We start from the raw sequence: 18,714 nt of genomic DNA, 5'->3' as shown, positions 1-18,714 counted from the left end.
CTCCACTTCCTATCCCAAATAATCAGATCGTTTAAATTTAGATCTCAGTCTCTTTTCTCCGTCGAACATTTCTGTTTCTATAGCGAATAAGCTTCTGACAAGAAAAGGAATTACGTCAATGCAGAATAACAAATCCATGCTTTCCATCGCGCTACTTGCTGCGTTTTCTGTACACGCTAGTGCTGACGAATGCGGAAAGATCACCATTGCAGACATGAACTGGAACTCGGCGAGCCTATTGCTCATGTCGACCAATTCATTTTGAATAACGGCTACGGCTGTGAAGCGGACTTAATCCCCGGTGATAGCGTCCCTACGGGCACGTCAATGATTGAAAAAGGTCAACCTGATGTTGCGCCAGAGCTTTGGACTAATGGCATCAAAGAAGCGTTGGATAAGGGTGTTGCGGATAAGCGTCTACGTTACGGGGGCAAGTCTTTGGTCAACGGCGGTGAAGAAGGTTTCTGGGTACCAAACTACCTTGTTGAACAGTACCCAGAGCTTACAACCATTGAAGGTGTGATTAAAAACGCAAAGCTGTTTGAACACCCAGAAGATGATGAGAAGTTTGCGTTTTATAGCTGCCCTGCGGGTTGGACTTGTCAGATTACCTCCGGTCACCTGTTCGATGCGCTTAAGTTAGAAGATCACAATTTTGAAATGGTTGATCCCGGCTCAGGCGCCGCTTTAGCAGGTACGATAGCGAAAGCTTACGAACGCAAAAAAGCATGGTTTGGATATTACTGGTCGCCTACGCCTGTGCTAGGTAAGTATGAAATGGTGAAGGTTGATTTCGGAAGTGGTACTGACATTGAGGAATTCCGTAACTGTACGACACAACCTGATTGTGAATCTCCTAAAGTGACCATGTATCCACCAGCACCGGTTCACACAATCACCACAGAAGCCTTTGCTAATAACGAACCTCTTGCCTACCAATACTTTGAAAAGCGTGGTTTTACCAATAAACAAATGAGTGAGTTGCTGGCCTGGATGGAAGACAACCAAGCCGACGCCGAAGAAGCCATGTATTACTTTCTAGAAAGCTCACCACAGGTATGGAAGCCTTGGGTGTCTGAAGACATCGCAAGTAAGGTTCAACAAGCCCTTTAGAGTGAAGATTCAAAGTCAGAGGCCTAGCCTCTGTTTTCGCATCTAAAGCAAGTTCTTACCGGACAGTAAATAGATGGAGTTTGAGAAAGGTTACTAAAAATTAAAGAAATGCGTTTAGCTTAAACTCTATGCAGATACAAAAAGACCACGCTAGGCGTGGTCTATTGCTTGGCTACTTCTCGATTTTAATATTTTCGACACGGGCCTTTAGTTTTTGTCCCGGTCTAAAAGTAACAACACGTCGAGCAGAAATTGGAATGTCTTCACCAGTTTTCGGGTTACGACCAGGTCGCTCGTTTTTCTCGCGAAGATCAAAATTACCAAAACCAGACAGTTTTACCTGTTCGCCATTTTCGAGCGCTTTACGAACTTCTTCGAAAAACACTTCCACCGTTTCCTTGGCATCCCGCTTGCTGTATCCGAGTGTCTCAAACAGGTTCTCAGCCAAATCGGCCTTCGTGAGTGCCATAAAACTTTCCTCAAAGCTATGTTAAACATTGCTACCATCGCCAGTAGCGCCAAAGCATTTACCCTATTCAATCAATGAGATAAGGTCATTTACAAGGAAAGTGTATGCCAAGCTTCTGATTTTCGCCAACTTTTTTATCTTAACTATTTAATTATTCTTTCAAATCAGAAAGATAACTCGCTTCAAATTTCACATATATAGCTAAAAACCATCTACTCAACAGTAACGAAATGGAGTTATATTCCATACAAACAACCATTAATAGAATTTAAAACTTTAGCGAACTAAATAATAATTTTTGAGACTTTTCTCCGATACCCAATAAAATCAGCCACTTGATTTGATATGGGACTCAACAAAGGTTACTAAATAAGCGTTATTAAATATAAGATTTGTATCATTTCAGAATTTAATTCGAATTCACTTATAAAAGCCTATGTTCTTTTGAGGTTTTCGGTCACAACTTAACAGAGGATGGCTTGACGGAATCAGAACTCGATGAGTGTATCGAAATCAGAATAGAAATGATCGGTCTAGAAATAGACGATGATCTTGAGAGCCAGTTACTTGCGTGTATGGTTAGTTGATTGCTTAGTAAGTTGGTTATTTAAATAACTTCACTTCTTCGACATAGAATAAGACCTCACAAGTGCGAGGTCTTATTTGTCATTCAAAGCTGCTCATGCAATATCAGCTTTCTTCAATCATTTTTGTTCAGCAAGTGTTTGTGTCGCTTTGGTATTCGTTACATTCGCAGGTTTCACAATCAAACCAATTCCGACAAGAAACAGTATTGATGCAACAACCTGAGCCACAGACAGCACCTCATCATACATAAAGTAACCGCTAATCAATGCGAAGATAGGCACTAACAAGGTTAACGGCGCGGTCGTGCTTAAAGGGTATTGGATTAGCAGCTTATTCCATACCCAATAACCAAATAGCGTGGTTGGGTAAGCCTGAAACAGCACCGCAATCGTCGTGTTCCAATCCCATTGTTCGATGCCCTGCCAGATAATTTGGTCACCATGTAACATCACGGCAAATAACACTAATGGCACTGGAGCAAACAGCATCCCCCAGACATTGAACGCAAAAGCTTGAGTGGTTTTCGATGCCTTAACAATCACGCCCATCAAGGTCCAACTGCACGCCGCAATCATAATCAAGATCACGCCATTAACGGTGACATTACCCGTAGCTGCAGATACCAATACCGCCAATGCACACATAGCTAGCATCGCACCCAATAATTTACGAATAGAAGCACTCTCCTTGAACAACCACACGCCAACCGCCATGCCGATTAATACGTTGGTTGAAAGCAAGACCGATGAAAGCCCAGACGATAAACCAGCAGTGATCGACCATGAAGCCATACCCCAGATACCCACACCGAACACAAAGCCATAACTGACTAAGTAGCGCCAAGCAACAGGCGATCAGCATGTCGACCGTGGTGAGCTGCTACCAAAAACTGGAATCACAAGGTTGGATTCATTCTCGACCGCAAGCGGGATATTTTGTTTCTCCTCATAAACCTGCTCACTCAACCCCAGAGTGGGCACAGTTTGAGAGTAAGGTGTCCAGCGTTAGGCAAACCTCATCGACTCACAACTCAATCAATGGGCCTTTAGGGGTTTCGAGCACCACTAATGATGAGCAGTCGATCGTTGAACTGGAACGAAGTTTTCGTCGCGCTATTAGGCGTATGAGCAACAGGCTTAACCATTACCCAGATACACAAGGTGAGCCGATTTTACGACAGGCATTATCCACTCATTTTGCCAAGCTCGATGTGCACTTTTCACCTGAAGAGATGGTGATTACGGCTGGCTGTATGTCTGCGATTAAGGCCGCACTTGAATCTTGCACTAAAGAAGGCGACACCATCGCTATTAGCTCGCCATGTTTCAACGGTATTCTGGAATTGCTCGGACAAATGTCGCGAAAAATCATCGAGATCCCGTCTCTAGATGATGGTGTCGACTTGCAACAACTGGAAGCGCATTTGAAAAATAAACAAGTCGATGCCGCGATCTTTTGTACCTCTCATATGAACCCTCAAGGGATCAACATGTCAGCCACTCAAAAGCAGAAACTGGCTGAATTAGCGAATCACTATCGAGTGCCGATCATTGAAGATGATGTGTATCTGGAACTGTCCTACTCCTCACACACGCCGCTCCCCGCGAAATACTACGACAAAGGCGGTTTTGTCTTATGGTGTGGATCAGTATCGAAAAGTTTGTCACCGAGTTACCGTTTGGGATGGTGCTTGCCGGGCAGGTTTATCAACGAATACAAGGCTCAGTTCTCAGCTGCGAGCTACGGCGTTGCCCTGCCCACTCAGCCTTTGCTCAGGGCATTACCGAGAAGAACATTGATATTAGGCTTGGACACCTGTTCAGCACTCTCGACCTTTACAGCAATTGCTTACGCATCAATATTGGGTATTCGTTAGAGGGTGGAGCCAAGCAGCAATTGGATGCCTTAATCGAGCTTATCCATATTCACAGCTAACAGCACGTAGCACGTAGCACGTAGCACGTAGCCTTTCAAAATCCGCTTTTTTAAATGCCTTCGAATGCCGAATTCTAATAGCCTTTTGTCATAAAAAAGAAGGCTATTATTCCTATCTTAATTCGGGTAAAGCCCCGAACCGTAAGGAAACCCACTCGCCTCAAAACCCTTAAATGCTGAGTTTGCAAGCACCCACAAATTTATGCAACTTGGCTAATGACACATCACTTTTTATCGTCAATATACAGCCGTCAGCGCTGGCGTTTTCCTGTATTTGAAGAGAACTATTATGAGTGATAAAACAAAAAACAAACCACTACCTTCCTTTATCGAAGAACGCTTGAACTTCTATATTCAAGACCTGATTACCCAGAACCAAAGCCAAAAGCATTTGGTATTGGGTAAACGCCCCCAGCGCAGTGCCGTTGTGATGCAGAGCAATGATTACCTAGCGCTGTCACACAACAAACAGATCCAACAAGCCCATCAAGCGGCGATCTGTGAGCACGATGACAACGTGGTGATGTCTGCGATTTTCTTACAAGATGAGCAGTCTAAACCTGCGTTCGAAACTGAGCTTGCGAACTATGTTGGAATGGAGAGCTGTTTGCTTTCTCAATCGGGCTGGGCGGCCAATATTGGGCTATTGCAAACCATCTGCCCACCGGGCACACCTGTGTATATTGATTTCCTTGCACACATGTCGCTATGGGAAGGGATTCGGGCTGCCGGCGCAGTTGCCCATCCGTTTATGCATAACAATATGAATCACCTACGCAAACAGTTAGAGCGCCACGGCTCAGGTGTCATTGTTGTCGACTCGGTTTACAGCACAATAGGCACCATTGCCCCACTGTGCGACATCTACGAAATGGCGCAAGAGTTTGATTGTGCGGTCGTCGTTGATGAATCCCATTCACTGGGTACACATGGAGAGAATGGTGCAGGCTTAGTGCAAGCATTGGGGCTCACCAAGCAAGTCGACTTCATCACCGTTAGCTTGGCAAAAACCTTTGCTTATCGCGCTGGGGCAATCCTTGGCCCTAAACAACTGTCTAAAACCTTGCCGTTTGTGGCGTACCCTGCGATTTTTAGCTCAACAGTGTTACCACAAGAAGTGGTTCGTTTAGAGAAAACGTTGGAGGTGATCAAAGGTGCGGAAGACAAACGAGAAGCCTTATTCAATCGGGCTAAGTCGCTGACTACGGGGCTAAAGCGAATTGGCTTTAATATCCGCAGTGAGTCTCAAATTGTAGCGCTAGAGTGCGGCAATGAAAGAAACACGGAGCGTGTGCGAGACTTCTTAGAAGAACGTGATGTGTTCGGTGCGGTATTCTGCCGCCCTGCGACTGGCAAGAACAAAAACATCATCCGTTTTTCAGTGAATGCCGATATGACGCCAAGAGACATTGACCATGTGCTCACGGTTTGTCACGAAGCGTACCATCACCCCGAGTTAGAGTTCGTGTAACCTTTTTCGAACCATATTTATAACCAACACCAACGGCAGGACTGAATGGACGCTATCATGTCGCGATACAAAAAGAGCCCAGCAATTCGCTGAGCTCTTTCTTGAATCTATGTCTACCCAATGGCCGTGAACTTCAGACTATTACACCCGCTAAATCCAGTGAGCAATTTTATCAAACAGTCGGTTTTTATCGGCAGGTTTAACAATAAAGTCCGACATGCCTGATGATTCCATTTTTTCCAAGGTAACGGGAGAACTGTCACCCGTGTGAGCAATAATCGGCACCGAAGAGTATTCTTTGTCGGCACTGCGAATTCGGCGAGAAGCTTCAACACCATCCATGATTGGCATTTCAATATCCATTAGGATCAAGTCGATTTCGTCGGTATCAAGCGCATCTAAGGCTTGTTGTCCGTCTTCTTTTTGCACAACATCAAAGCCCTGTTTTTCCAATAACATTGCCGTAAATCGGCGTAGAGATTCATTGTCATCGACCACCATAATCGTACGTCTAGTGGTGGCCTCTAGCGGTTTTACAGCAACCGATGGCATCACGTAGTTGGAGTCAAACAGTAAACGGTCAATGGTCGCTTTAGTATTTAGTAGCCAGACTTGTGTTTCCACCCAAATAGGCTCGAAAGAAATGTTACGTACACGCTTGATAGGATGACGCTCATACAAGTAAATGATTCGCGCCTCAGTGAACGAAAGTAACGATTCAATCTTATCGAGGCAATTGGCTCTTAAATCCAAGCTCTCCATATCAACGAAAATCAAGTCGAATTCGAACTGGTATTCCTTATTTTTAAGCGCTGATGCTACATCCAACACCGTGAGCTCAAACCCCATAAAACGGGCTACCTCAGTCATTTTATTGGTGAGAACTTTCTGGTCACTCACCATTAGCACAGTCTTAAGTTTAGTCAGTTCATTCTTGATTTCTTTCACCGAATGGGAAGACAAAGACGGAAAAGTCATCGTGAACTGTGTCCATTGATCCACTTCAGACTGACATTTAATTTCACCACCAAACGAGCGCATTACCTTCTGACAAAATGGCAAACCTAAGCCGTAATTACCCGATTGGCCAGTAGTATAAAAGTCCTGAAAAATGCGTCGAATCACATCATTTGAGATGCCTGATCCGTTATCGGTAACCATTATTTGATTGGCCACTTCATCACTAGACATGGTGACATGAATATGAAAATCTTCAGGGCTGCGATGGTGGAATGCGTTCTTGAACAAGTTATACATCACGTACTTCAACAAAGTGTCGCTACCCAAGAAATCAAAGTTACTCTGTACGTCTAAAGAGATTGCTGATTTATCAGCAGAGCGCTTGTAATTGAAACTGTCTATCGCATCCTCAACCACCGCTTGCGCTGAATGCTTCTTAAACGTAGATCGAGAGACTCGGTTTTCATCAATTGAAGTCAGTAACAGATCTATCGTTTCGTTACCGGAATGAATGATCTCCATCGCTTCATCGCCCACTTCACGCAACTGAATCACTTCTTCATTGCTTAACGCATATTGCCCTTTTTGATCGCCACTTTTAGGGTTCGGCAATATGGACTGCATGACATCAATAGAGGTAAGTAATCCGCTTAGAGGGTTTCGCATCTCATGGGCAATACCCGCACCAAAAGACTTCGCCAATGACACCTTGTTTTCATGTTCCACCTGATTGCGGAAGTAGAACAAGTTGCCGAATAAGTAGATAAACAAAAAGATTGGCACATGCGTCCAATCCATTGTGAGTTCGAGGTAGAAGCCTTGTGCAATCCAAGCGCACAAGGTAGCAATCCCAATACCGGCAAAGGTTTGTGCAAACATCACTCTCGTCACGTGCACCAATAAAATATGGAGGAAAATAGCCGACATGAATGACATAACCCAAACGTTGGACCAATTATTCATTAGCAGCATGTAGAAGAAGAAACCTGGCAAACAGATAGTTACGGCAACTTGATAATAAGCCGGAAGGTATTTTCGCCATTCAAATGGGACGCGATTGCGAAATATAATGCCAAAGAACAATACCGAGCAAAACAGGCGAAGCGCTAAGTTTTCGTAGGGTTGCGGGAACAAAAACTCCCACACAATGTAGTAAATTGGGAAGCCGACAAAGCCCATCCAACCCACGAGGGTTAAATTCGGTTCTGCGTACTGGTAAACTTTACGAATCGCGTTCATACGAAATACTTTGCTCTCTAAGCCCTGACGTTTATTAATTCTATGATTTGGTTTTTATACTTATATTTTGGCGCCGATTATATTACACATCACGTCCGAGCAGTGAGGTTTCAATCAAATATGTACCAACGCATTTGTTTTTATTATTAAGCGTAGATGAATGATGCACCCTGCTGACGCTTAAATTTAAGTACGAGTGCTTGGTTCAGGGATGGGCATGCGCGGTGTTCTTTTGATAACTGTGTTCAGCTTACCGCTATGTCACTGTTACTCGATGCATTTTTCTTGGAGTATCCCCGTAATCTATCACTGCGTAATGTTGCGTTACCCTGTTATCCCAGATCGCCATTGAGCCGTTGTCCCATTTGAAACGAACTTGAAACTCAGGGCGTCTCGCAATTTCAAACAGTTGGCTGAGTAAAACATCACTCTCTTTGCGGTCGAGTTCGTTGATATAACAAGTAAACTGTTCATTGATACAGAGCGTTTCTTTATCCGTTTCAGGATGAACTTGAACAACAGAGTGAACCACTGGCGGATTCTCCTGTGCTGTTTTAATCAAGGATTTGTGCCAATCGAGATCAATGTCTTCTGATTCTATACCTTCAAAGGCCACAAGCGAATGAGTCGCCGACAACCCTCTCAACTTAGCTTTCATATCTTCATGTAGAGATTCAAAAACCGCAGTCATAGAACACCAGATAGTGTCACCACCAATGCTTGGAATGTGTTGAGCATGCAACAGGGAAGCTTTCGACGGCAAGCTGCGCCACGTTAAGTCGGTATGCCAATAACTTTCCTTTGGCGCATTGCCACGGGTTGTTTCAATCACACTCACCTGTGGCGCACTTTCCACGCGAGGGAAGAAAGGATGTGCAGGTTCTAACGTTCCAAAGCGCTGTGCAATCATCAAGTGTTGTTCTGGAGACAAAGTCTGCCCGTCGAGAAAGATCACTTGATGGGCAATAAGTGCCTGATACACCTTATCGAGTTCATCAGCACTGCATGTAGAAAGCTCTAGTTCGTGAATACGAGCGCCGATGTGAGGAGTAATGGGTTCTATTTTCAACATACTTTCGCTTATTGGTGATATTGAGTTGCAGGGCGGATCTGGCTACTAGGCTAATCTGACTACTAACTGTAAACCGGGTAAATGCTGATTTTCTTTCTCACTTGAAATAGAAAGTCGTCTCTCCGAAACAAAAAAAGAGCTCCTAAGCTGGAGCTCTTTTCGTTTTTTGATACTTCCTGTATCCATAGACAAGTCCAATCTGTAGTACTTTCACTGAAAGCCAGATCATCGATATCTCCAGTTGTGTATCACCAATAAATCTAGCATACAATCTTCAGACTGTTCTGGGACACAACCGAGATAATCAACTCTAGTGCCAAGCCATTTCGCCGCTTAGCACTTTCGCGCCAAGTTCTAAATCGCCTTCCGTAGCCTCAAATTTCGAGTAGGCTTTCTTCATGTAATCACTGATCTCGACCGATGTTGGATTACTTTTGCTCGCCAACGCTTTTTCAATATCAGCCACATAATCCTTCGTGAAGTGAACTGCATTTATTCCTGTTGGCATTTCACCTAAATAGTGACCCGGAATTACAACCTCTGGCTCTAGTGCTTTCATACGCTCCAACGATTGTGACCACTGGCTACGAATCTCTTTCGATGCAGTATCTGCCATCCATACATGCACACCGCTATACACCGACACGCCACCAAACACCGTTTTTTCAGACGGAACCCATAGGTAAGCTTGGTGTGTATTTATCTCTTTCACTTCGATGGTTTCACCTTCGATGCTTAATGTTGTGTCGTTCATCACCATTGGAACAATCACCTTAGAGGGCGCGTTGCCTTCTAATATAGGCCCCCAGTATTCAAGCTTTGCATCTTTGGTGCGTTTGATATGCGCGACAACGGCTTCACTGGCAACGACTTTAACGTTAGGAAATGCCGAAACTATCGGTTCCAAACCAAAGTAGTAATCTGGGTCGCCGCTGCTGATGTAAACCATCGATAATTTTTTGCCTGTGGCTTTGATTTGCTCCACCAAATTTTGTCCGTCTGCGACACTGAATTGTGCGTCAAATAGAATCACTTCTTTCTCACCCGAAACCAATACCGAGCTTGCAGGGAATATCGCGTTCTCACCGGGGTTATAGTGAGTGATGTTCAGATCCACAGCTAAAGCAACACTTGATGCCAGCACGGTTCCTAGGCTTATGGTTCCTAAAAGCATGCTTTTTAATAACAGGTTTTTCGATAACGTATTCATGGCTTTATTCCGATACTTGGAGTTGAACACCTGCCAACTCGTTGAATGTCCAAATATCTTATTTGATTGTTTTTAGATGAAATAGATATCAAATTGACTTTAACTATTGCAGTTTTCGGACATATACTGAGGTCGGTTTAATTCTCTAGGCAATAAAACAATGGATAAACTCGAGGCAATGAATGTCTTTGTCACCATAGTGGAACGTGGCAGTTTAAGCGCTGCGGCAGAGCACCTTGATCTCTCACGAACCAAGGTCACTCGTTATTTGGGTGAGTTAGAAGCATGGATGGACACACGCTTGCTTCACAGAACAACACGAAGCTTGAGTTTAACCAGCGCAGGTAAAGAAACACTTGAGGTCGCCAGAGAACTTTTGGCACTGGAAACATCCCTAGCTGGGATCAGAAACCAAAACCGAGAGCATTTAAAAGGTCAGCTGCGTATTACTGCGAGCTACTCGATTGTCGATAGCTTCTTGATGGAATCAATTAGTCGCTTCATCGCCAAATGGCCAGAGGTTTCTATCGACATTATCTCGACTGATCAGACCGTCAACCTGGTTGAGTCACGCATCGATTTGGCCATTCGCATAACCAACGAACTGACGCCCAATATTGTCGCGAAGCAGATCGGTGAATGCCGCTCCGTGATTTGCGCATCGCCTCAATATCTAAAAGAGAAAGGCACACCCACAGAAGCCCAAGATCTAGCGCACCACAACTGTTTATCGTTCAGTTACTTTGGCAAAACCGCTTGGACGTTCAATGGCCCCAATGGGCTCGAATCGGTTCCGATTAAAGGGAATATCAGTGCAAACACCTCAGAGGTTCTGCTTTCTGCCACACTCAAAGGCAACGGTATCTGTTTACTGCCCTTCCCTTCAGTGGAAACCTTGATGCGTGATGGTCTATTAGTGCCACTGCTTTCTGAATGGCAACCTAAAACGCTCGGTGTTCATGCTATTTATGGAACGCGTAAACAAGTCACACCGCTGTTAAGAGCCTTTATCGACCATTTATCTGACGAGATGGAACAATCGACAAGTTGGTAGAAGTACGATGCCATCACTAAGGAGGAAAACTTGCCATTAGTAAAACTGATGCAGAATTAAAATCATTAATTTTACTTAACTGTCAGTTGCTTCTATCGTGACTGCATACATCATCAATTAGCTTATTCACGCAGGGAAACTGACTATGGCTGCCATTACCGATTTAGACATTTTGTTAAAGTCCATGTCACCAGAACTCATTGAAGGCAACTATGTTTTTTGTACTGTAGGCGGGGGATTGGCAGACTATGTTCAGCTCAATCCAATCTCGACTTTTCGTGAGAAAGAAGGTTTAACGCTGGTTCTGAAAGAAGACGTTGCGACCAAAGCTCAGCTAGACTTCGATGGTGTGTTTAGCCTGATTACATTGTCGGTACATTCCAGTCTTGAAGCGGTTGGATTAACAGCAGCCTTTGCCACCAAGCTTGGTTCTTACGGCATTAGCGCCAACGTGATTGCTGGCTTTTATCACGACCATATCTTCGTTCAGAAAGACAAAGCTGAAGCCGCAATGAGTGCGCTTAGAGAATTTTCAGAAGCGGATTAGTAAAGAATTCGATTGTTCACAGACACAAAAAAAGCGACGTAATCTACGTCGCTTTGACTTATTGCTTACCGCGCACTCACTGATCAGGCATCAGCGAGTGAAACAGTTAAGCAAGCTTAAAAGTGGCCACTTTGTCGCTTAAACCCGCGGCTTGGCTTTTAAGTTCGTTTGACTCAGTTAAGCTGTCCTGTGCGCCCACAACTAGGTGGTCAGTAACATCTTTAATGGTCGTAATATTTTGGGTAATTTCACCCGTCACGTGTGTTTGCTCTTCAGCAGCCGTCGCGATTTGAGTCGCCATGTCACTGATCAAAGCCACCGCCGAGTTGATCTCTTTAAGCGCATGCGAAGCTCTGTCGGCATCCTCTACTGAGTGTATTGCCAGTTTAGAACTGCTCTCCATAAGCTCAACGGCTTGGGTCGTTGTGCGCTGCAGGATATCAATCGTTGATTTGATCTCTTCCGTTGAAGAGTGGGTACGCTGTGAAAGCACACGTACTTCATCCGCTACCACAGCAAATCCACGACCTTGTTCACCAGCACGAGCCGCTTCAATCGCTGCATTCAAAGCAAGTAAGTTGGTTTGTTCTGCAATGCCTTGAATCGTTGCGAGTACAGTCGAGATCTCTTGAGCATGCTTGTTAAGTTCGCTAATCACACTACCCGCTTCGTTCACTTCATTGGCTAGGTTATTGATTGAACCTTTGGTATCCACAACCAGAGCGTGACCGCTGTTAGTGCTTGTCGCTGAATCTTGCGCCGCTTTTGCTGTTTGCTCGGCATGCGATGCTATCTCTTGCGTGGCGCTCGCCATTTCAGTTACGGCCGTCGCGACCATGGTGATTTCTTGCTGCTGATGATTAAGCTCATCCACCGAACGGTTCGCACGCTGAGCACTTTGCTCTGACTGGCTGTTTAGCTGCTCTGACTGCCCACGGATATGGCCAATCAACTGCTGTAAACTTCCAACGAAGGTATTGAAGTTATGAGCCAACTCGCCCACTTCATCTTGGTTTTCAACATGAATGCGTTGAGTTAAATCACCACTACCATTCGCGATTTGCGCCAGTGCTTGAGAAACGTGGTTCAACGGGCGGAATAGAATCGTACACAACAGGTTAAACAGTATGGTACATACGATCACCACAAGTAGCGTCACCAACACTTGACCAATCACTGCATCAAATAGTGGCGCAACCAGAGAGTCATGGTTAACAACGCTCACAGTAATCAGGCTCGTTCCATCAATCGCACGTGCGTACAGAACATAGTCGCTGCCATTCAACTCGATAGAAGTGTCTTTACCGCTAGTCAGCGCCTTTTGTACGTCCGCAAAATGTAACCCAAGTGAGCTGATGTTTTTGTTCAGTAACTTAGTGTCAGGGTGCGTATAAACCGTGCCCTTGTTGGTCGCGATGAACATGTAACCTTCACCTGGAAGAATCACCTGCTCTAGACTGTTTAAGATGTCTGTAATTTCTACATCAGCACCCAACACAACCTGTTGCCCATGCAGTTGCATTGCTGTTCCTAATGAAACAACGTTCACCCCAGTTGCTGCAGCAACCGTTGGGTTATCCATGAACACCTTGCTTGGGTTCGCAACCGCATTGGTGTACCAACCCCATACGCGTGGATCATCATTGCCCGGTGGCAACACAACACCGTTCGCGTTCTTTTGCGAACCATCAGGAAATGCCAAGAAGACATTATCAAAAGAGGCTGAGTCACGAACCTGTTTTAGATAAGTCACCAAGCTTTCTTGTTTGGACTCTTTCGAAAGAGAAGTAAGCGCACGCTCTTTGGATAAGATCCAATCCGATACATATTGATTGTACGAAGCCGATGCGCCCTCTAAGCGCTGTTCAACTTCAATATCCAACCTTTGCAGTGAAGCACGAAAAGACAATGCCTCGACCAAAATCCCCCCCAGGATAATGGCCATACTGGCTGAAATCGCCAGCTTATTTTTAAGCGAGAGTTTCTTGAACATAGGAAACCTATAATTTGGAAGTAATAAACCGTGGCGAACAAATTGATTGCCAAAGCGGTTTGCAAGCGGGATATATTTTACGCTTTAAAATAAATTAAGAAACCGATGAGGAACTGAAATATTGATATATGTGAGTAAGTGCACGCATCGTAACCCATTGATTTAGAGAATGGTAAACTCTAAATTTTGAATTAATGTGCTAAACATGGTCAGCTGATGAGTGTCTCTGTTTGAGAATAATAACAGCACAGATCGCGCCATACCGTTAGCTCATTAGGAAGGTATTTAAATGAGTTGAACGTCTGAATAGAAACAGGTTGCGAACTAAATAGTCAAAAGTTGATCAACCAAAGTCCAACGTTAACAGCAATCGTGTTTCGTCAGATGAAGTGACTGGTGAACGGTGAACAAGGCCTCTATTCTCATTGCCACTCCAACGCTCCCCTTTTAATAACGCAACATCACCACTGGCCATTTTCTGGATGTCAGATTCGTCGTTGTACAGGCCTGAAACAGAATCAAGCTTTCCGTTAGCCCCTAGCCCTAGCTTAGAACGGTCGACTAAGTCGTTTGGCAACCATTGAGTCGCAACACCATGATAAGTTGTCACCAAGCGGCAAGGCACTTGATCAAAATGGAAACGTGGGCACATCGCTTTATTCAGAACGGCTAAACGCAACCCGACTTCTTCAAGCTCAAACAAACAACAGAACATATCCACCAGCTCTGCCATGTTTTCTAATAGCGCTTTAGAGGCGGTGCCATCGGTGGCAAATTCCAACTTATCGAAAGCATTATCAGGTGACACGCTAACAGACTTACTAAAGTTTGGATTCAAGGCGATAAATTCACTAATTGCCGTCGTTAAGCCTTCATCAAACTGTCGCTGCCATACCGCTATATTAATATCACTTTGGTAGATATCCGCTAATACCGTTGGCTGCTCAGAAGCACTCAAGCTTGGCTTGTGATTTGCCTTATCCTGAATACTCACAGCTGAACTAATGTTGAGTGGCTGGCTGCTATTGGTAGCCAAAGGCTTGGTTAACACGGCATTCATTACGTCGTCTCCTTGATACATGCTCATCGCTTCCCGTTTACCAACAGAATAATTATTCTTGGCAAGAGTGATTTTGGTTATGTTATAACATAACCAAAAATAAACAAGTCACTTCGTCGATCATGATTCCAGTAATACAGCGACGCTCTTCTTTTCCTGCGGTAATTTTTCGAATGCTGAACTAAGCTTCTCTCAATCACTCTTTCCAAAAAGTCATTTTAAAAACGTACGACTCAAGAACTTAAACCTGTGAATTCATCAATCTGGTGACAACTTATGAAAAAACTAATCTCTACATTCGGCCTCCTATGCACCGTTATCTCCGCTCAATCTTTCGCGGAGTCGGGCTACACATTAGATCCGAAGTTATCGAACATCACATTCGCGACCATTAAAAAGCAGTTTGTTGTCGAGCCCGCATCCATCAAACCTATGTCTGGAGGGCTTACCGAAGAGGGCCAGTTTTCAATAGTATTGGACTTGAAAAGCGTGAGCACCGGAGTCGCTATTCGTGACCAGAGACTGAATGAACTCTACTTTGAATCGATGACTTTTCCTGAAGTGAAGATCTCTGGGAAGGTTGAACCGTCGATGCTATCTGGTGATCCAAAAAGAACAACAGTAGCAGCGGAAGTTACTTTACACGGCGTAACCAAAACGATCGACTTCCCAGTTGTGGTGGTTCCATCCTCAGGGTTTGTCATGGTTAGCTCAGCTTCGACAATCATCGTCAACGGCGCTGATTTTGGGATATCTACAGAGAATCTAAACAAACTTTCAGCGACCGTGGGTGGATTAGCGATTTCCGACCAAATCCCTTTGAGCTTTAACCTACTTTTCGACGAATAATGGGCTTATAACTCTTCCTTTCTGTTCTGCCTCATTTCACATTCATCAATCGTTTAAGAGCGGTGAATGTGAGTGAGAGTACGCGACAACGCAATAAACTGAATTAGGTTTGAATAAACTAAACCAAAATTTCCACTCGATTTCCCCAAGTCGGCCAGATAAACATCCCTCACAAAGTATTAAATTGAGCGTTATATAGGCTCAGAGATGTCGTTGATGTCACATGTCGTTACACAGCATGACGCCTTAAGGCTTTACATCTTGGGCGAGGTAAACAACAATCCCTGAGAATAAATCCATAACATAATGTATTTAGAAATTATGAGTAACACAGAAAACAAAAAATCGAGTCCTCTTTTCGAAGTCGTGTTTAACGTCTTTCTTCCTTCATTCATTTTAATGAAGTTCAGTGGAGATGAGCATCTCGGAACAGGCTTAGCTTTGCTTGTTGCCCTTGCCTTCCCTATTGCTTATGGTGGCATGGAGTTAATCCGCAATAAGAAGTTCAACTTCATCGCTGCGCTCGGCTTTGTAAGCGTGCTATTGACGGGCGGTATTGGTTTCTTTGAGCTAGACACTCGTTGGTTAGCACTAAAAGAAGCATTAATCCCTGGTCTAATTGGTTTGGCGGTTCTGGGCTCAACCTTCACCCGCTACCCGTTTATCCAGAAAGTTATCTTCACACCGGCCCTGTTAAATATCTCTCTTATTGAAGAGCGCCTAAAGCAGTTCGGTAACCAAGCAAAGTTTGATCGTTGTCTAATGACATCCAACTACCTATTCGCGAGTACTTTCGCATTTTCTTCAGCTATGAACTACTTCCTAGCGACTTGGATTGTGACTAGCCCTGCTGGCACCGCTGCCTTTAATGAAGAACTTGGCAAGCTGACACTTTACAGCTACCCAGCAATCGCCATCCCAAGCATGCTGATGATGTTAGGTATTTTCTACTACATTTGGCGTCAAGTTCGCACGATGACATCACTAGAAACAGAACAAATTTTTATTACTAAATAGTTCTGAATTAACAAATCGCTCTGACAGCACAACATGAAGCCCAGCAATTAAGCTGGGCTTCTTTGTTTTTACTCTTTCGTTATCAACGTGATAGATGACAGCTTCGATTTGGATTATGAATCGAACGGGCAACCCTAATGCTCTTTTCTCAAGTAAATTTGGGCAACATGTCTATAAACCAATAATAATCAATGAATTGCATTGATTGAACCGACAGATGCTTTTATAGTCAATTCTGTTGGTTACTTTACAAAGCTCTACCCGCTCACTGACATTATTTCAATTGCTGTTGATAAGATCGCATAAGCTAGGTGCTAAAGGTAGACGCCAGCCGTACTCAATAAGGAATATAGATTATGAACAAATCTCAATTAGTTGAACACATCGCGACTTCTGCAGACATCTCAAAAGACCAAGCAGGCACAGCACTAAATGCGCTAGTTGAAGGTATCTCTACTTCGCTTGCGAACGGTGATGACGTATCGATCCTTGGATTTGGTAGCTTTAAAGTTAACTCTCGAGCTGCTCGCACTGGTCGTAACCCGCGAACCGGAGAAGAGATTCAGATTGCCGCATCAAAGACGCCAGCATTTAAAGCGGGCAAGGCACTAAAAGAGACGTGCAACCTGTAACACAAAAAACACAAGGAAGATTACGATGACGACTAAGGAAAAAGCGAAAACGAGCCGAAGCAAAAAAGCAGGCAAGTCGACTAAAGCGCAAGCCGAAACGCCTAAGACTCGTCAACGCATTGAAGAGCTTCTCGAAGAGCGTGAACTGGCTAAACTGTTAGAACTTTAGTTTATATAAGAACTAAAGTTTAGGTTTAAGCAAGGTGATAGTTTGTTATCGTTCTAATGCCACTGCAGATTTGTAGTGGCATTTTTGGTTATAGGCTTGTCTTAGTGATCTATGACGTCAGCAACTACAATGAGTTTGTTCGTTATGGTTACGTATCGCTAACTCTTAACACCCACCCAAGTAGATGATCAAAACTGGTTTTATCACAATGACTTAGTTACGTTGTCGATAATGATTTCACTGGGGCTTCTCTTGAGAACTTTACTCGGGCGACGATATTCAGAATAGTTTTCAATGAAACTATCAATCACGTTATAGTCAAAATATGAAAGAACTGCATTATCACCAAGTCCATCTTTTCTCTCTGTTTCATTTCTAATAACTAAACATGGAATTCCGAGAAATGCGCATTCTTCCTGATTACTACCGCCATCAGTAACCATAAACTCAGATTTCGATATGAGTTTATTAAAGTTCAAAAATGTCATACGAGGAATTAAGTCTAGATTGATGTTGTTTTCCAAAGTTCTATAAAGCCCATTCTTCTTAAGTGCTTCTCTTGTTGGAGGGTGTAATATAAACTTAACTTGAATAACATTAGTGAGTTTTTCTATTAGTTCCACTATTTTCTTCAAACCACTTATATTTGATATCGTTTCGAATCTATGGAGTGAGACAGTAGCGTAGCGTTCTTGTTTATCAGAGATAGAATTGGTCGATAATTTATTTATAGAGCTAGCAAGTTGTATAGTATCAACAATAGTATTCCCATTAGTGTTGACAACTTGTTTATTATATTTACTTACGTTCTCTGCAGAGAGTTGATCCTGACAATAAAAAACATCAATTAATCCCAATTTAGCTGTAACAACACGAGTTATTTCCTCAGGAAAAGGCTTGAGTAAATTAAAAGAACGTAAGCCAGCTTCGACCGAGGCGACCCTTAATTTCTGGCTTTTAGCCAAAATAGCACCTAATAACAATGGGGGGGCATCACCATGAATCATTACGATCCCGTCCTTATCTCCTCTGAATAACTCCCGTTTATTATAAATACCGACAAGTAAAACCTTAATAGACCATGCAACCATCTGTATACTGCTAACGATATCTCTATTATCGTCACATAAAACATAATCTGGCTCTTTGATTCCAAATTCAAATAATATTTCTAATATAGTTTCTCTATGCTGTGCCATAAATATAAAATTGTATTCAACATTTCTATCTTGAAGATTTTTCATAATGGGAATCATTTTTATGAGCTGAGCGCGAGTACCAATCAAAATATGTATCATCAATAGTTCCATAAAACAGCTTATTTCATACTTTTATC

At 43.5% G+C, this 18,714-nt stretch carries 14 protein-coding genes and 4 pseudogenes; 10 read left to right on the top strand and 8 right to left on the bottom strand.

Translation table 11 applies throughout. The annotated features are described in order from the left end of the window. The first annotated feature begins 118 nt into the window (after positions 1–118). Positions 119–1,113: pseudogene (locus tag ACED41_RS03220) on the top strand (ABC transporter substrate-binding protein). Between the two features lie 172 nt (positions 1,114–1,285). Here ACED41_RS03220 and ihfA read toward each other — a convergent pair. Next, positions 1,286–1,582: an integration host factor subunit alpha gene (gene ihfA, locus ACED41_RS03215; protein ID WP_004734853.1), complete on the bottom strand. Its 297-nt coding sequence runs from the start codon at positions 1,580–1,582 to the stop codon at positions 1,286–1,288. Between the two features lie 449 nt (positions 1,583–2,031). Between ihfA and ACED41_RS03210 the strand changes: the two are divergent. Continuing rightward, a pseudogene (locus ACED41_RS03210) lies at positions 2,032–2,169 on the top strand (GTP-binding protein); the annotation flags it as partial. Between the two features lie 117 nt (positions 2,170–2,286). Here ACED41_RS03210 and ACED41_RS03205 read toward each other — a convergent pair. Further along, a pseudogene (locus ACED41_RS03205) lies at positions 2,287–3,018 on the bottom strand (DMT family transporter); the annotation flags it as partial. Between ACED41_RS03205 and ACED41_RS03200 the strand changes: the two are divergent. Together ACED41_RS03200 and cqsA are read left to right on the top strand one after the other, a co-directional pair. Beyond that, positions 3,009–4,105 (top strand): annotated as a pseudogene (locus tag ACED41_RS03200) (PLP-dependent aminotransferase family protein); the annotation flags it as partial. The pseudogenes ACED41_RS03205 and ACED41_RS03200 sit on opposite strands and share 10 nt — an antisense overlap. Positions 4,106–4,394: 289 nt before the next feature. After that, on the top strand, positions 4,395–5,576 hold the full coding sequence (gene cqsA / locus ACED41_RS03195; RefSeq protein WP_371722118.1) for an alpha-hydroxyketone-type quorum-sensing autoinducer synthase: 1,182 nt from the start codon (positions 4,395–4,397) through the stop codon (positions 5,574–5,576). 150 nt (positions 5,577–5,726) lie between these two features. Here the strand turns inward: cqsA and ACED41_RS03190 are convergent, their stop codons facing one another. From ACED41_RS03190 to ACED41_RS03180, 3 genes are all read right to left on the bottom strand, one after another. Then, a complete protein-coding gene (locus ACED41_RS03190) occupies positions 5,727–7,775 on the bottom strand; it encodes a response regulator (RefSeq protein ID WP_371724457.1) in 2,049 nt (682 codons plus the stop codon). Positions 7,776–8,031: 256 nt separating this feature from the next. After that, positions 8,032–8,847: a TauD/TfdA dioxygenase family protein gene (locus ACED41_RS03185; RefSeq protein ID WP_371724456.1), complete on the bottom strand. Its 816-nt coding sequence runs from the start codon at positions 8,845–8,847 to the stop codon at positions 8,032–8,034. A 310-nt stretch (positions 8,848–9,157) separates the two neighbouring features. Continuing rightward, entirely contained in the window at positions 9,158–10,057 is a 900-nt protein-coding gene (locus tag ACED41_RS03180) for a Vmh family MBL fold metallo-hydrolase (protein ID WP_371724455.1), read from the bottom strand. Between the two features lie 160 nt (positions 10,058–10,217). Between ACED41_RS03180 and ACED41_RS03175 the strand changes: the two genes are divergently transcribed. Next, positions 10,218–11,111 (top strand): LysR family transcriptional regulator, encoded by an 894-nt coding sequence (locus tag ACED41_RS03175; protein WP_017069834.1) that lies wholly within the window; start codon positions 10,218–10,220, stop codon positions 11,109–11,111. 145 nt (positions 11,112–11,256) lie between these two features. Then, positions 11,257–11,658: an ACT domain-containing protein gene (locus ACED41_RS03170; RefSeq protein WP_371724454.1), complete on the top strand. Its 402-nt coding sequence runs from the start codon at positions 11,257–11,259 to the stop codon at positions 11,656–11,658. A 106-nt stretch (positions 11,659–11,764) separates the two neighbouring features. Here ACED41_RS03170 and ACED41_RS03165 read toward each other — a convergent pair whose 3' ends face one another. Next, a complete protein-coding gene (locus ACED41_RS03165; RefSeq protein WP_371724453.1) occupies positions 11,765–13,651 on the bottom strand; it encodes a methyl-accepting chemotaxis protein in 1,887 nt (628 codons plus the stop codon). 343 nt (positions 13,652–13,994) lie between these two features. Beyond that, on the bottom strand, positions 13,995–14,711 hold the full coding sequence (locus tag ACED41_RS03160) for a DUF1826 domain-containing protein (protein WP_371724525.1): 717 nt from the start codon (positions 14,709–14,711) through the stop codon (positions 13,995–13,997). Between the two features lie 276 nt (positions 14,712–14,987). Between ACED41_RS03160 and ACED41_RS03155 the strand changes: the two genes are divergently transcribed. The 4 genes from ACED41_RS03155 to ACED41_RS03140 all read left to right on the top strand — a co-directional run bounded on the left by ACED41_RS03155 (position 14,988) and on the right by ACED41_RS03140 (position 17,378). Next, positions 14,988–15,560: a YceI family protein gene (locus ACED41_RS03155; protein ID WP_229647247.1), complete on the top strand. Its 573-nt coding sequence runs from the start codon at positions 14,988–14,990 to the stop codon at positions 15,558–15,560. A gap of 321 nt (positions 15,561–15,881) precedes the next feature. Then, a complete protein-coding gene (locus ACED41_RS03150; protein ID WP_017059114.1) occupies positions 15,882–16,577 on the top strand; it encodes a VC0807 family protein in 696 nt (231 codons plus the stop codon). A 356-nt stretch (positions 16,578–16,933) separates the two neighbouring features. Beyond that, positions 16,934–17,209, top strand: coding sequence for an HU family DNA-binding protein (locus tag ACED41_RS03145; protein WP_017059113.1), 276 nt, complete (start codon positions 16,934–16,936; stop codon positions 17,207–17,209). A gap of 25 nt (positions 17,210–17,234) precedes the next feature. Next, the gene (locus ACED41_RS03140) at positions 17,235–17,378 is read left to right on the top strand and encodes a hypothetical protein (protein WP_017059112.1); all 144 of its coding nucleotides are present in this window, start codon (positions 17,235–17,237) and stop codon (positions 17,376–17,378) included. Positions 17,379–17,581: 203 nt separating this feature from the next. Here the strand turns inward: ACED41_RS03140 and ACED41_RS03135 are convergent, their stop codons facing one another. Continuing rightward, positions 17,582–18,688 carry a UDP-N-acetylglucosamine 2-epimerase gene (locus ACED41_RS03135; RefSeq protein WP_241846870.1) on the bottom strand — a complete coding sequence of 369 codons (1,107 nt, stop codon included), beginning with the start codon at positions 18,686–18,688 and terminating at the stop codon, positions 17,582–17,584. Positions 18,689–18,714 lie beyond the last annotated feature (26 nt).

The organism is Vibrio sp. 1F255 (assembly GCF_041439145.1).
Taxonomy (GTDB): Bacteria; Pseudomonadota; Gammaproteobacteria; order Enterobacterales; family Vibrionaceae; genus Vibrio; species Vibrio crassostreae_C.
Note: the sequence above shows the minus strand (reverse complement) of the source record. Positions and strands in the feature narration are given on the sequence as shown.

Coding starts and splice junctions, on each gene's coding strand:
- ihfA (WP_004734853.1), bottom strand. CDS start 1,582: ATGGCACTCACGAAGGCCGATTTGGCTGAGAACCTGTTTGAGACACTC.
- cqsA (WP_371722118.1), top strand. CDS start 4,395: ATGAGTGATAAAACAAAAAACAAACCACTACCTTCCTTTATCGAAGAA.
- ACED41_RS03190 (WP_371724457.1), bottom strand. CDS start 7,775: ATGAACGCGATTCGTAAAGTTTACCAGTACGCAGAACCGAATTTAACC.
- ACED41_RS03185 (WP_371724456.1), bottom strand. CDS start 8,847: ATGTTGAAAATAGAACCCATTACTCCTCACATCGGCGCTCGTATTCAC.
- ACED41_RS03180 (WP_371724455.1), bottom strand. CDS start 10,057: ATGAATACGTTATCGAAAAACCTGTTATTAAAAAGCATGCTTTTAGGA.
- ACED41_RS03175 (WP_017069834.1), top strand. CDS start 10,218: ATGGATAAACTCGAGGCAATGAATGTCTTTGTCACCATAGTGGAACGT.
- ACED41_RS03170 (WP_371724454.1), top strand. CDS start 11,257: ATGGCTGCCATTACCGATTTAGACATTTTGTTAAAGTCCATGTCACCA.
- ACED41_RS03165 (WP_371724453.1), bottom strand. CDS start 13,651: ATGTTCAAGAAACTCTCGCTTAAAAATAAGCTGGCGATTTCAGCCAGT.
- ACED41_RS03160 (WP_371724525.1), bottom strand. CDS start 14,711: ATGAATGCCGTGTTAACCAAGCCTTTGGCTACCAATAGCAGCCAGCCA.
- ACED41_RS03155 (WP_229647247.1), top strand. CDS start 14,988: ATGAAAAAACTAATCTCTACATTCGGCCTCCTATGCACCGTTATCTCC.
- ACED41_RS03150 (WP_017059114.1), top strand. CDS start 15,882: ATGAGTAACACAGAAAACAAAAAATCGAGTCCTCTTTTCGAAGTCGTG.
- ACED41_RS03145 (WP_017059113.1), top strand. CDS start 16,934: ATGAACAAATCTCAATTAGTTGAACACATCGCGACTTCTGCAGACATC.
- ACED41_RS03140 (WP_017059112.1), top strand. CDS start 17,235: ATGACGACTAAGGAAAAAGCGAAAACGAGCCGAAGCAAAAAAGCAGGC.
- ACED41_RS03135 (WP_241846870.1), bottom strand. CDS start 18,688: ATGGAACTATTGATGATACATATTTTGATTGGTACTCGCGCTCAGCTC.